Source organism: Salegentibacter agarivorans, from assembly GCF_900113135.1.
Taxonomy (GTDB): domain Bacteria; phylum Bacteroidota; class Bacteroidia; order Flavobacteriales; family Flavobacteriaceae; genus Salegentibacter; species Salegentibacter agarivorans.
Window position 1 is genome coordinate 191057 of the sequence record NZ_FOOH01000002.1, and the last position, 13235, is coordinate 204291.

A 13235-nucleotide genomic window follows, 5' to 3' on the forward strand; every position below is an offset into this window, starting at 1 on the left:
GCTATGTTTTCACAATGCTGAAGTCGGGTTTTAGGACAGATTTAACGAGACAGCGTAAGCTGAAAAATTACCGTGGTGGGAAAGGCTAAACGGAATTTGCAGATTATCACCCCCGTAGCTCACAAATGGTACTCCCTGCTGGTCTTTACTTATGTTAAGGGATTCTAATGGAATTCCTCTCTGCTCAGCAATTTTTTGAAGCAACCTGAGCCTGGAATTTTTATTTTCTGAAATAAGGGAAAACTCAGTGTTTCCGGTAATTGTATGAATCATATTTGGAAAAAGAATAGAATTTATTACAAAAACATCTTCTTTATAGCACACCACTCCCCTTGCCTTATCAGGATTAATTTTAACCTGTTCGCAAACAAATTGCTTCGGATTATAAAAACGCTTCAGCTTATATTTACGCTGAACCGCTTTATAAACCGCCTCTTTCATACTCCAAAGCAACCAGACATTTAATTCAGGATCTTCTGAATTCTGAATAAAAGTTTGTTCTTCTTCCGAAAATAATTTCTGAAGAAAGCCTTCTCTTTGCCAGTTACTTTGAGCCCGAATCAGGTTAAGGTCTATGATATCGTTGCCAATCACGCTGAAGCAAGTTTGCGCTCAATAATATTTTTAGCATCGCCCACAGTGAGCATACCTTCCATAGATTCGTTGTCTATTTCAATATTAAACTCGTCTTCAACATCCAAAATCACATCTACCAGGTTAGCCGAATTTACTTCCAGGTCTTTAATAAAATCGGTTTTTTGGCTAAAATTTTCCAGGCCTTCCTTGCGTTGGGTATAAGGCGTGACGATCTTTTTGATAGCATCCAATATTTCTTTTTCTTTCATTTTTTGTAATAAATAGCTTTATATTTTTTTAAAAATAACTACGGAATTTACATCCCCAAATCCAAAACTGGATTTTGCCAGAATATTAGTTGGTATCTCTAAAGTTTTCCTTGGAATTTTCTCTTCTGAAACCAAATTTGCTATTTCCGGTTTCAGGTCTTCGCAATTCACATTTCCGAAGATAAAATTTTTATCCATCTGTAACACACTTGCAACACATTCTATACTTCCCGAAGCGGCCAGGCAATGCCCGGTCATTCCCTTTAAAGAATTTATATACGGAAAATCACTTCTTTTCAATGCTTTCTTCCAATTCTCAATTTCCAGCGCATCTTTAGTGGTTGCGGTAAGATGCCCATTAATCACGTCGATTTCCTCTGATGAAATGTTAGAAAAATGAATAGCTTCCTTAATACAACGAATAACCGCTTCGCTATTAGCAGCCGTCATACTGCCACCACCCCGCTGGCCACCACTATTTACAGCACCACCTAAAACTTCGGCGTAAATTTTCGCGCCCCGCTCTTTAGCCGATTCGTATTCTTCTAACACCAAGGCCCCTGCTCCACTGCCGGGCACAAGACCTGCTGCCGAGGCGCTCATTGGCCGGGAAGCTTCAGTAGGATTTTTGTTATATTTTGAAGGTAAAATACGCATGGCATCAAAACCGCCCCAAACATAAGGGCCGTGATCGCTGCAGCTTCCAACTAACATTCGCTTTGCTTTTCCGGCAGCAATTCTTTCAAATCCCATTAATAAAGCTTCGGTGCCCGTGGTACAGGCCGAGGAGTTAGTAGTTACCTGATTTCCGCAGCCTAAAATACCGCCTAAATAAGCGCTAATTCCACTGGCCATAGTTTGCATAACGCTGGTACTTCCCAACCTTCTGGTTTTCCCGGCATCTATTAAATGAATCGCTTCCCGAAATTTATCTACACCTAGAATTCCGGTGCCAAAAACAATTCCGCAGTCCCAATCTGGTTGTTCGTTATCTCCAATTTTAAGTCCTGCATCCTGCCAGGCATCGGTTCCGGCAATTACCCCGTACACAATCCCGCTGGAATTAAGTCCGCGTAGTTGTAAAGACGTAAAATATTCAGCTATTTTTTCTTCCGAAAGTTGTGGTTTTCCAGCAATCTGGCAACTAAAGTTTAAACGTTCCAGTTCCTCTTCAAACCTAATCCCACTTGCGCTTTTTCTAATTGCATCTTCAAAATTAGCCAGCCCAACACCATTTGGTGCAACCACACCCATTCCTGTGATGACTACGCGCTTTTTCATTTAAATAAATTTCTAAACAGATTCGTTTTTAATCATTCCGGCAATCTTTCCGCGACAAATTAGCTTATCTTTCTTGCTATACATTCTTACTTCACATTTCAATTTATTAAACCTATAAAACAACTTTTCTGAAACTACTTTTACCGTTTCCCCGGGAAAAACCGGCAAGTAAAAATCTACTTCAGAAGAACTTAAGGCAAGTTTAATATTTTCAGAATTAGTTTTTTCATTTCCCAGCAGGAAAATCCCCAGGCATACCACGCCAATTTGCGCCATACATTCAGTTAAAATAACACCTGGCGTTACCGGATTATTTTTAAAATGCCCTTTATAAAAAAAAGAATCTTCTGGAAATGTATAAATTCCTTCAGCAGATTTCTCATTTACGTTCAACAATTCATCTATAAATAGGAATGGCTTTGAATAAGGTAATTTTTCGAGTATGTTTTTATAATCCAATCGCTGCTTATTTTAAATGTTCCCCACCATTTACCGGAATAATAGTCCCCGTAATCCAACCGGCTTCGTCTTTACTCAATAAATAAACCACATTGGCCACATCATTTGGAACGGTAAGCCTTTTAAACGGATTATGTTTTAGCGCGTGGTTGCGTAAAGTTTCGTTCCCGGGAATCATCTGGAAAGACCGGGTAACCGTAACTCCCGCCTGGATACAATTTGCGCGAATACCGTAAGGAGCAAATTCCAGGGCGATATTTCGGGTTATAGATTCTAAGGCTACTTTTGCTGCAGAAACCGCGGCGTAATTGGCCCAGGCTTTTTTATTGCCTTCACTGGTAAACGATATAATCCTGGCATCTTTTGCAAAAAGATTAGCTTTGAAAATAGCTTTTGTCCAATCGTAAAGGCTAATAGCCATCGCATCTATAGTAATTTGAAAATCTACATTATCTAAAGTAGGTTCATCACCGGTCATAGGTTTTAGGTTTCCCTTTGCAATACTATGTACCAAACTTCTAATTTTGCCTTCTTTTCCTAAGATCTTAGCAATTTCTTCAATTAAATTTGCTCGTTTTTCAGCGTTTGTAGCATCCACATTAAAGCTTTCAAACTTAACATCCTGTTCTCTAATATCTTCAAAAGCTTCTTCTATTTCGGCTATATCGGTTCTTCTATCACGGTGTACTATAATTATATTCATCCCATGATGGGCGAGTTTTCTGGCGGTGGCAAAGCCAAGGCCTGTACTTCCGCCTAAAATAATTGCCCAGTAATTACGATCTTTAAACTCTGTTACCATTCCAATAAAATTCTTTGTGCCGAAAAACCTGGACCAAAACTTAACATTAAGCCTTGCTCGCCCGGTTTTGGCTGATTTTTCATAAATTCTTCTAACACAAACAGCACCGTTGCACTGCTCATGTTCCCGTATTGCTTAAGCACCTCACGGGTTTTATCAATATTCTTTCCTAAGTTACCAAAAAGATCTTCAACTGTTTGTACAATTTTCTTTCCGCCGGGATGAAATATTAAATGGTCTACTTTTTCAATATTTGAGTTGAATTTTTTCAAAAACGGATGAACAATTTCAGGAAAATGGGAAGCTATAGTTTGCGGCACGCTTTCATCTAAAATCATTTTGAGGCCGTGGTTGGTGAGATCAAAACCCATTAAATGGGTGGCTTCATAAAAATGATACATTTCTTCACCCAGAATTTTCGGCCCTGTAGCGTTTTCCTCTGAAGATAGCAATACACAAGCGGCACCATCTCCAAAAATTGCAGCGCTCACCATATTGGCCATCGAGAAATCATCTAACTGAAATGTAGCCGTAGGACTTTCAACTGCAATAACGGCCGCTCGTTTTCCCGGATTTGCCTTAAGAAAATTCGCGGCATACATTATTCCTGAAATTCCTGCCGCGCAGCCCATTTCGGTAACCGGGAGCCGGGTAATATCCTGGCGTAATTTTACTTCATTGATTAGGTAAGCATCTAAGGAAGGAATCATAATCCCGGTGCAACTCACGGTAATTATAAAATCGATTGAATCTGCTTCCCACTTATTATTCTGTAAAGCTTTTTTTAATACATTTTTGCCGAGTTTCTTAACTTCCCGTATATAAATATTGTTTTTATCTTCAAAAGAAGTTGCCGTGAAAACTTCTTCGGGATCCATTATAGAATAGCGTTTATCTACCGCAGCACCTTCAAAAATCTTCAATACTTTTCGTCGATAGCGATCATTTTGGTCCTGAAGCCAGGTTTCTACCAACGGTAAAATATCTTTGGTTTCCCGGGCATACTGCGGTAATTCTTTTTCTACGCCTGTAATTTTTACACTCATATTTTATCTTTCTGAATAATCCATTGGTAGCGAAATGCCCACTTCCAGCTAATTTGATGATTGGTTTGCGGAATTTTCCCGGCAAAATCTTTTAATTCTTCTTTTTTAAATCCTCTTAAGATAGATGTCAACCCATCTTTTCGCGCAATCTCGTTGTTGATAAAAACTGCACAAAAAACCTGAAATAACCTATACGCAAGTTTGGAGCGATGTAAATCGTTAATCACCACACCCAGCCTGGATTGTTGATTAAAAAGGTTTAGTAAAGCTGAAATTTCACCGTTTTTAAAATGATGTAGTGTTAAGGTACACAAGATTATGTCGCTATAAAAATTTAATTCCAGGCTAAAAATATCTATAGATTTAAAATCAATTTCGGGATAGTCTATAGACATTTCTTCAGCAATTTTGATGGCATAGCTATTGGCATCAATGCCGGTAAGTTTAAATTTATAGCCGTTCTTCCTTCCCCATCTCGCGATTTCCCGAAGTACAGCACCATTGCCGCAACCCACATCAGCAATGTGGATTTCTTTCGTTTTCGAATGGTTTTGTACAATATTTTTTACTCCTTCTAAGGTGATTTTATTCCCACCCAACCATTTGTTTATGTTATCCAGGTCACGTAAGGTTTTGTCCAGTTCTTTTCCCTGGAGGTCAAAATCGTCCATAATTTCAACCGCGTTTGTTCTTTTTGAGGTATCTATGCTCATACTATGGGTTGCCCGTGGGTTTTACTAATGATTTTCTCTAACAGGTACGGAAATTTTTTAACGAGCTGCTGTGAAGTTGAAGCTAAAAATGGATTGATCAATATTTTCTGAAGGATTCGTCCAGTCTTTAATCGGATTTCGAAATGCGTATTCCAGTTTTGTCGGTATTGATTTTCCAGGTTTTTGCGGTCTAAATTATTTCCGTGGAAATTATTTAAAACAGCTTCTGAAGCGATTTTTCCAGAATGAATAGCCATAGCCATCCCATTACCACAAAGCGGGTGAATTAAGCCCGTAGCGTCACCCAGCATCAAAATATGATTGTTGATCAGGGATTTTTTATGAAAAGAGATCTGAGCAATACTCAGGTCTTTTTCAAATAGAGGTTTAGCTTTTTTAAAGAAACCTTTTAAATAAGCATTCTGAAATAAAACTTTTTCCTTGAATTCTTCGGTATTCCTGTATTTTTTGAAGCTTTTATACGAAACCATATAACAGGCGTTTACTGCGCCGGTTTCAGTTTTTGATAATCCGCAGTAGCCGCCTTCAAAATTGTGTAGCGCCACTAAATCTGGAGGAAATTCTGGCTTTTCATAATGTGATTTTATAGCGAGCCAGGAAGATTTTTCCTGGATAAATTCCCGTCCCAGGCTTTTATCGAGATTAGATCTTTTTCCAAAAGCACCTAATACTATAGGGGTTTTTAGTTGTTTTCCTGAAGAAAGTTTCAGTGTAAATTCATCATTTTCAAAATTTATATTTTCAACTGATTCAATTAGAGTTTCTGCTCCATTTTCTTCAGCTTTTTTAAAAAGAAAATCATCTAAAGCATAACGGCTTAAGCCCATTCCGCCCAGGTTTAAAGAAGTTTCTATCGATTTTGCATTCTGGGTACTGTAAAGGAGTTTATGAATTTTTACCGGGTTTAAATCTTTTTCGAGATCTATATCCAGGGAATGGAGATAAGGAATTACTTCGTTAGAAAGGTATTCCCCACAGACTTTATGTCTGGGATATGCTTTTTTCTCTATAAGCAAGACACGTTTTCCTGCCCGGGAAAGATGAATGGCAGCAGTTAATCCCGCCAGGCCTGCACCTACTATAATTACTTGAAAATCTGCCATTGGTTGAAGATAAATAAATACATAAAAAAATCCCGGAAATTTCCGGGATTTAATATTTGTTTGAAGAAATAGAACCTAGTTCTTCTGTTCAGCCTGTTTCCTGGCTTCTTCTTTTAATTCTTCGTTTGCAACAATTGCAAGCTCTACCCTACGGTTTTTAGCACGACCTTCTGCAGTTTCGTTATCATATTTAGGCTGGGCTTCGCCATACCATTTAGTATCAAATCTTCCGCTGCTAAGACCCTGGCTGGTTAAATAATTAGTCACAGCCTGTGCTCTGTTTTTAGAAAGTGTAAGGTTATAGGATTCACTACCGGTATCATCTGTATGTCCCTCTACAAGAATATTAGAATCTGGATATTCTTTAAAAATATCGGCCAGTTTATTTAAAGTAGCCTGGGATTTAGAGTTGATATTATATTTTTCAGTATCAAAATATACCCCGCTGCTTTCATCAAAAGTCACGTTAATTCCTTCGCCAACTCTTTCAACTTCAGCACCTGGAATTTCCTGTTCAATTTCCTTGGCTTGCTCGTCCATACGGTTACCAATAATTGCTCCGGCTGCTCCACCTACAACTCCGCCAATAATGGCGCCAAGCGCAGTATTTCCGTCTCCGGTATTGTTTCCAACAACACCACCAATTACGGCTCCACCGGCAGATCCAATTACAGCTCCTTTTTGTTTATTATTCGCATTCTTAGTGGCTTCACAACTAAAAAGAAGTGTGGCAGCAAAAAGAATGGCAAACATTCTGTTTATAGTAGTTTTCATAGTAAATTAATTTAATTAAAGTTTAGAAAAATTCATTCTTATCACAAATGGAGAACCTTCAAGCATTACAGATTGTTCCCATACCATTTGTGTTTCAGAAAGTGATCTTAAATTCATTCGGAAACCTTGATTTCCCGTTGTAGAGTTATAATCTTCATCGGTTGGTTTCAATAGAAAATCGAAAATTCCTTCCGGAGTATTTTCTTCATCTATAGACCAAACAAAATACCGCTGCCCTGCACTGCAATTAGGTCCCTGTACAGTATATGCGCCCCTGTTATTATTAGAGACAAAATTCCACGTACTGTTTTCAAAACAGGAGGCATTGGCATCATTTAGTAGGGTAACATCAAACTCACCAGAACTATTTGGGTAAGTTACACTGGTAAGCGTCCAGTTTCCATTAAAGGTTTTTCTGGCTTCTTTGGCGGTTTTGCTGGGTCCGCAAGCGGCAAGTAGTACCGCTACAAAGCCAAGTATAAATATTTTTTTCATTAGTTAGTTGTTTGGGTTATACATAAAAATCCAATGCTTGCCGATTGGTACCTGGCGCAATACATTGGATTTTATTCTTTATTTATTTGTTTTTATCTTCTAAATAATCTGCTCACTAAAGAAATTACTAATAGTACCAGGAAAATGTAAAAGATTATTTTAGCAATGTCTGCAAAACCTTCGGCGATTCCACCAAAGCCGAAAATAGCAGCTACCAAAGCAATGATTAAGAAAATAACGATTAAACGTATCATAATAAAAGATTTTTGATTAGTTGTAATCTAAATTACGGTAGGTGTTGAACGGAGACAAAAGATTATTAATACTTTAACAGCAGAACTGTTAAGGAATCTTAAAATATGAAATATTTGGACTTCTTATTATTAATAGTCTATTAATTGCTGTAATTTTTCTTTCAATTTTTTCTTCGGAAGATATCCTTCTTCAAGTGCAGCGGCAAACGGAATTGGAGTTTCCCCACTGCCAAGTCGCATTACTGGAGCGTCTAAAAATTCAAAACATGCTTCTGAAATAATTGCTGAAATTTCTGAGGCTAAACTTCCAAAAAGCGAGTCTTCAGTAAGTACAAGTGCTTTTCCGGTCTTTTTAACCGAATTAATTATGGTCTCTTTATCTAAAGGTTGCAGGCTACGAAGATCTATTAATTCAATGTTTTCTAACTCTGCTCCCTCTAAGGTATCTAAAGCCCAGTGAACGGCTGCACCATAGGTTATAATTGTAAGTTTTTCCCCTTCTTTTAATATTGAAGCTTTTCCAAATGGTAAGGTGTAATAATCTAAAGGAACTTCCTGCCGAATACTGCGGTATAAGGCCTTGTGTTCAAAGAATAACACGGGATTTGGATCGTTAAAAGCTGTATTCAGCAAGCCTTTTGCATCATATGGAAAAGCTGGGTAAACAACTTTTAAGCCCGGAATTTTAGTAAACCAGGCCTCGTTGGTCTGACTATGGAAAGGTCCTGCACCTACACCGGCTCCACAAGGCATTCTTATAACCACATCGGCGTTTTGATTCCATCGGTAATTGCTTTTAGCCAGGTAATTTACAATAGGATTAAAACCGGAACTCACAAAATCTCCAAACTGCATTTCTACCATAGCCTTCATTCCATTTATAGAAAGTCCCATTGCAGTTCCAACAATAGCCGACTCGCAAATAGGTGTGTTTCGCACTCTTTCTTTGCCAAATTCTTCCAGTAATCCTTCAGTAATTTTAAAAACCCCACCGTATTCTGCAATATCCTGTCCCATTAACACCAGGGACTTATGTCTTTGCATAGATTGTTTTACCGCTTGAGAAATAGCGTCAATAAATCTTATAGTTTCAGTTTCTGAATTTGTTTTAATCTCTTGATATATAAACTCCTGGTAAACATCATTTAATTCATTAATTTCAATGTATTCTGAAACCGGTTCTTCATTAGCTGCTTTTAAATTTTCATCAATTTCAGCTTTAATTTCGTTTTTAAAGTGCACATCCTGCTCTTCAGAAAGTATATTTTCTTCTATGAGAAAACGTTTAAAATTCTCTACGGGATCTTTTTGTTGCCAGAAATTCATTAAATCTTCTGGAACGTATTTTGTTCCACTGGCTTCCTCGTGGCCGCGCATTCTAAAAGTTTTGAACTCCAGTAAAACCGGTCGGGGATTTTGTCTAATACTTTCAGCAACCTCAGAAACTTTAGAGTATACTTCAATTATATTATTTCCGTCTATAATATGAGATTCCATTCCGTAGCCCTGGGCCCGGTCGGCAAGATCTTTACATCTATATTGTTCATTTGTTGGAGTTGAAAGTCCGTAGCCATTGTTTTCTATGCAAAACAAAACCGGTAAATCCCAGACTGATGCAATATTTAGCGCTTCGTGAAAATCGCCTTCACTGGTGCCTCCCTCTCCAGTAAAAACCGCGGTAAGCTTATTTTCATTTTTCAATTTATGCGCTAAAGCAATCCCATCGGCCACGCCAAGCTGTGGGCCTAAATGAGAAATCATTCCAACAATTTTATACTCCTGGGTACCAAAATGAAAACTGCGGTCACGACCTTTTGTGAAACCGTTTTGTTTTCCCTGCCACTGGGAGAAAAGTCGGTTTAAAGGGACGTTTCTAGAAGTAAATACTCCTAAATTACGGTGCATTGGTAAAATATACTCATCGGCGTTAAGCGCTTTCGTAACTCCAATGGAAATAGCTTCCTGGCCTATCCCACTAAACCATTTAGAAATTTTGCCCTGTCTTAGCAAGATGAGCATTTTTTCTTCTATTAAACGTGGCTTTAATAAAGATGCATATAAGTCTAATAACTGGGTTGAGGAGAGATTTTTCTTCTCAAATTTTATAGCAGGCGGCTGGGAAGAATTTGGTTGCATAGTGTGTATTTGTTTACCAAATGTAACCAAAATTATAAATGCTAAGAAATTTAAAAAGCCTCGTTAGCTCCCGTATTTTTCTTTAACTTTGTGTGTTAAATTCTCAAAAAACTAAGCATATTATGGCAATGAATAATATTCCAAGCGTAGATCTTGCCGATTTTCTATCTGATTATCCAAACAGAAAACAAAAATTTGTTGAAGAGATTGGCAAAGCTTACGAAGAGATTGGTTTTGTAGCTTTAAAAAATCATTTTCTTGATAATGAGCTGGAAGAAAACCTATATAAAGAAGTAAAAAGTTTTTTTGCGCTTCCTTTAGAAATAAAGAAAAAATATGAAATTGAAGGTCTTGCAGGTCAGCGGGGCTATATTTCCTTCGGAAAAGAACACGCAAAAGGTAAAAAAGAAGGTGATCTTAAAGAGTTCTGGCATTTTGGGCAGGAACCGGCTGAAGATGCAAATCTTACTGAAGAATACCCCGAAAATGTACAGGTTTCTGAACTTAAGGATTTTAATAAGGTAGGCATGGAAGCTTACCGAATGCTGGAAAAAACCGGTATTTATGTATTACGGGCATTAGCTTTATACATTGGTTTGGAAGAACATTATTTTGATCACTGGGCCAGCAACGGAAATAGTATTTTAAGACCAATCCACTACCCTCCTATTACCGAGGAACCTAAAGGTGCGGTTAGAGCCGGCGCTCATGGAGACATAAACCTTATCACTTTACTTATGGGAGCCTCTACAGGAGGTTTACAGGTATTGCGAAAAGATGGCGAGTGGATTGATGCGGTACCCCAGGAAGATGAGTTGGTAATCAATGTGGGAGATATGTTAGAGAGACATACCAATAATAAATTACGCTCTACAATTCATCGCGTAATTAACCCGCCAAAGGAGCAATGGGATAAACCAAGATATTCAATTCCTTTCTTTATGCACCCCAGAAGTGAGATGCGCTTAGATTGCCTGGAAGAATGTATAGATGAAGAGAACCCAAAACAATATGAAGATATTACTGCCGGCGAATTTTTACACCAGCGCCTGGTAGAAATTGGACTCCTAAAAAAGTAAGTTATGGCGAAGAAAAAACTCGGACTAGAAGATTTAGGCGGTTTTGTTTTTTCTACAAATGATGATTTTGAAGGAAACGAGCACGAAGAAACCGAAGAAACCTTAGCACCAGCAGATCAGCAACTGGAAGCGCATTTTAGCAGTAAAGGTCGCGGTGGAAAAACCGTTACTATTATTAAAGGCTTTGAAGGAACTAATGACGATTTAGTAATTCTTGGAAAGAAGCTAAAGAAAAAATGTGGAGTTGGCGGTTCGGCTAAAGATGGTGAGATTATTATCCAGGGTGACGACAGGGAAAAAATTATGGAACTGCTTAGAATAGATGGTTATAATGTAAAACGGGTTGGCGGTTAATTTCCACCAACCTTTAAATTCTCCCAATGGAAAAAAAGGCCCTGCATATTGTTAATGGTGATAGCTTAACCGAACAGGTTGAAGAACTGGATCTACCCGGGCAAATTATTGTTTGGCGGGAATTGCTTTGCGAAGGGCCGTGTGTTAAAGAAGTCGGTTCTTTGAAATTCATTAGGAAAAGAGAGGAATTTTTAAAAGAAGCCTACAATATTTCTTCTGAAGAATATAAAAAACGTTTTGTATCCCAGCTTAAAAAACTAAAAAAAGCTAAAGATTACGACCACGTGGTACTCTGGTTTGAATTCGATCTTTTTTGCCATATAAATATGCTGGCGGCCATAAGTTTTTACAGGGAACACCAGCCAAAAGTTCCTTTTTACCTGGTATGTAGTAAACGCCAAAAAGGAGAGGATGAATTTCTACCGCTTTCCAGGCTTCCGCAAAAACATTTATTAAATCATTTTAATAAAAAAATTCAGTTAGAAGAAGAAGACCTGGAGATTGCTAATTTGGTTTGGGAGCTGTATTGCAGCAACGACCCCATGAAACTCAAAAAACAAATAAAAAAGACTTCAAATTTTGAATATCTTTCCAGTTGCATTAGGGCGCATATAGAACGTTTTCCCAATAGTAAAACCGGTATTAATTCGCTGGAGAGAAATGTACTTAAACTGGTAGAAAATCAGCAAATAACTTCATTTAACCAATTGTTGGGTTACGCCCTGCAGTACCAGGGATATTATGGTTATAGCGATTCTCAAATGGAAAGGGTACTCAGTAAACTATCTATTTTCTATGCGCTGGAAGATAATCGCGTGGTGTTAACCTCAAAAGGTCAGGATGTCTTAAACCAGAAGAAAAATTTTTACCAGGAACTTAAGAACGAAGAATATTTGGGAGGTGCAAGAGTTTTTGATTTTCTCTATGATGCCGACTCCCATAAAGTTTTAAAATTATAATATGCCAATAGAAGCTTCAGAATTTATACAAAACAGTGATGGTAGCGTTTACCATTTAAATTTATTACCAAAACATCTTGCTAAGACTGTGATTTTAGTGGGCGATCCTAACCGGGTTGAGAGAATTACCAGGCATTTTGATAGAGTTGAATTCAAATTAAAAAAACGGGAATTTTATACTCAAACAGGTTATTATAAAGGAAAACGCATCAGTGTGATTTCTACTGGCATTGGACCCGATAATATTGATATTGTACTTAACGAACTTGATGCACTTGTAAATATAGATTTTGAAACCAGGGAGCTTAAAAAAGAAATTACGAGTTTAGATATTATAAGAATTGGAACTTCGGGCTCTATTCAAAAGGAAGTTCCGGTAGATTCCTTTTTAATTAGCGAAAGCGCTATTGGCTTTGACGGACTTTTACACTTCTATGAAAGCGAGCATATTCAAAATTCAGAATTTGCTGATGCTTTTAGTCAACATTTAGACTGGTTTAAAAAGAAAGCTGCACCTTATGTTGTAGACGGGAGTGAAAAGCTTATTTCCCGTATGGCTTATTCCAGGTTGCATAAAGGGGTGACCGCTACAAATATTGGATTTTACGGTCCGCAGGGTAGAATTTTACGTTTAGCACTCCAGGATGATAAAATGAACGATAAACTAGCTTCGTTTTCATTCAATAATAAGAAAATCACAAATCTTGAAATGGAAACTTCAGCGATTTACGGCTTATCTAAATTACTTGGACATAATGCGATTTCAATGAATGCAATAATTGCTAACCGGGCTGCGGGAACATTTTCTAAAGATCCTAAAAATACCGTAGATGAGCTTATTCAATACAGTTTAGAGCAATTGGCAAAGTAATCTTATTATAAAATTATAGGAGTCTTAAAATCTTTCTGCCTGC

Annotated in this window: 16 protein-coding genes; 4 read left to right on the forward strand and 12 right to left on the reverse strand. The window is 37.7% G+C overall.

All coding sequences use genetic code 11. The features are described from left to right. Positions 1–30: 30 nt before the first annotated feature. From BM084_RS02880 to BM084_RS02935, 12 genes are all read right to left on the reverse strand, one after another. Complete coding sequence (locus BM084_RS02880; protein ID WP_075326843.1) at positions 31–594, reverse strand: 4'-phosphopantetheinyl transferase family protein; 564 nt, start codon at positions 592–594, stop codon at positions 31–33. Next, complete coding sequence (locus BM084_RS02885) at positions 591–845, reverse strand: acyl carrier protein (RefSeq protein WP_075326844.1); 255 nt, start codon at positions 843–845, stop codon at positions 591–593. The genes BM084_RS02880 and BM084_RS02885 overlap by 4 nt, the downstream gene beginning before the upstream one ends. A gap of 18 nt (positions 846–863) precedes the next feature. After that, positions 864–2126 (reverse strand): beta-ketoacyl-[acyl-carrier-protein] synthase family protein, encoded by a 1263-nt coding sequence (locus tag BM084_RS02890; RefSeq protein WP_075326845.1) that lies wholly within the window; start codon positions 2124–2126, stop codon positions 864–866. A gap of 12 nt (positions 2127–2138) precedes the next feature. After that, a complete protein-coding gene (locus BM084_RS02895) occupies positions 2139–2585 on the reverse strand; it encodes a 3-hydroxyacyl-ACP dehydratase FabZ family protein (protein WP_075326846.1) in 447 nt (148 codons plus the stop codon). A gap of 7 nt (positions 2586–2592) precedes the next feature. Beyond that, positions 2593–3387, reverse strand: a complete 795-nt coding sequence (locus BM084_RS02900; RefSeq protein ID WP_093302682.1) for an enoyl-ACP reductase FabI — start codon at positions 3385–3387, stop codon at positions 2593–2595. Then, a complete protein-coding gene (locus BM084_RS02905) occupies positions 3381–4433 on the reverse strand; it encodes a type III polyketide synthase (protein ID WP_075326848.1) in 1053 nt (350 codons plus the stop codon). Before BM084_RS02905 ends, BM084_RS02900 begins: the two co-directional genes overlap by 7 nt. Then, on the reverse strand, positions 4430–5146 hold the full coding sequence (locus tag BM084_RS02910; protein WP_093302685.1) for a methyltransferase domain-containing protein: 717 nt from the start codon (positions 5144–5146) through the stop codon (positions 4430–4432). Before BM084_RS02910 ends, BM084_RS02905 begins: the two co-directional genes overlap by 4 nt. Then, positions 5143–6270 carry an NAD(P)/FAD-dependent oxidoreductase gene (locus BM084_RS02915; RefSeq protein WP_075326850.1) on the reverse strand — a complete coding sequence of 376 codons (1128 nt, stop codon included), beginning with the start codon at positions 6268–6270 and terminating at the stop codon, positions 5143–5145. The genes BM084_RS02910 and BM084_RS02915 overlap by 4 nt, the downstream gene beginning before the upstream one ends. A gap of 75 nt (positions 6271–6345) precedes the next feature. Next, complete coding sequence (locus BM084_RS02920; RefSeq protein ID WP_075326851.1) at positions 6346–7044, reverse strand: YiaD family glycine zipper/OmpA-like lipoprotein; 699 nt, start codon at positions 7042–7044, stop codon at positions 6346–6348. Between the two features lie 15 nt (positions 7045–7059). Next, on the reverse strand, positions 7060–7539 hold the full coding sequence (locus tag BM084_RS02925; protein ID WP_075326852.1) for a lipocalin family protein: 480 nt from the start codon (positions 7537–7539) through the stop codon (positions 7060–7062). A gap of 92 nt (positions 7540–7631) precedes the next feature. Then, positions 7632–7793 carry a DUF1328 domain-containing protein gene (locus BM084_RS02930; RefSeq protein WP_070055250.1) on the reverse strand — a complete coding sequence of 54 codons (162 nt, stop codon included), beginning with the start codon at positions 7791–7793 and terminating at the stop codon, positions 7632–7634. Positions 7794–7922: 129 nt separating this feature from the next. After that, entirely contained in the window at positions 7923–9929 is a 2007-nt protein-coding gene (locus tag BM084_RS02935) for an alpha-ketoacid dehydrogenase subunit alpha/beta (protein WP_075326853.1), read from the reverse strand. A gap of 128 nt (positions 9930–10057) precedes the next feature. On the opposite strand from BM084_RS02935, the gene BM084_RS02940 reads away from it, so the two are divergent. From BM084_RS02940 to BM084_RS02955, 4 genes are read left to right on the forward strand one after another with little or no spacing between them, the layout of a single operon-like run. Next, a complete protein-coding gene (locus tag BM084_RS02940) occupies positions 10058–11008 on the forward strand; it encodes an isopenicillin N synthase family dioxygenase (protein WP_075327964.1) in 951 nt (316 codons plus the stop codon). Positions 11009–11011: 3 nt separating this feature from the next. Further along, entirely contained in the window at positions 11012–11362 is a 351-nt protein-coding gene (locus BM084_RS02945) for a translation initiation factor (protein ID WP_075326854.1), read from the forward strand. 26 nt (positions 11363–11388) lie between these two features. Beyond that, positions 11389–12321, forward strand: a complete 933-nt coding sequence (locus BM084_RS02950) for a DUF1835 domain-containing protein (RefSeq protein ID WP_093302687.1) — start codon at positions 11389–11391, stop codon at positions 12319–12321. Between the two features lies 1 nt (position 12322). Then, entirely contained in the window at positions 12323–13192 is an 870-nt protein-coding gene (locus BM084_RS02955; RefSeq protein WP_075326856.1) for a nucleoside phosphorylase, read from the forward strand. The last annotated feature ends 43 nt before the right edge of the window (positions 13193–13235 follow it).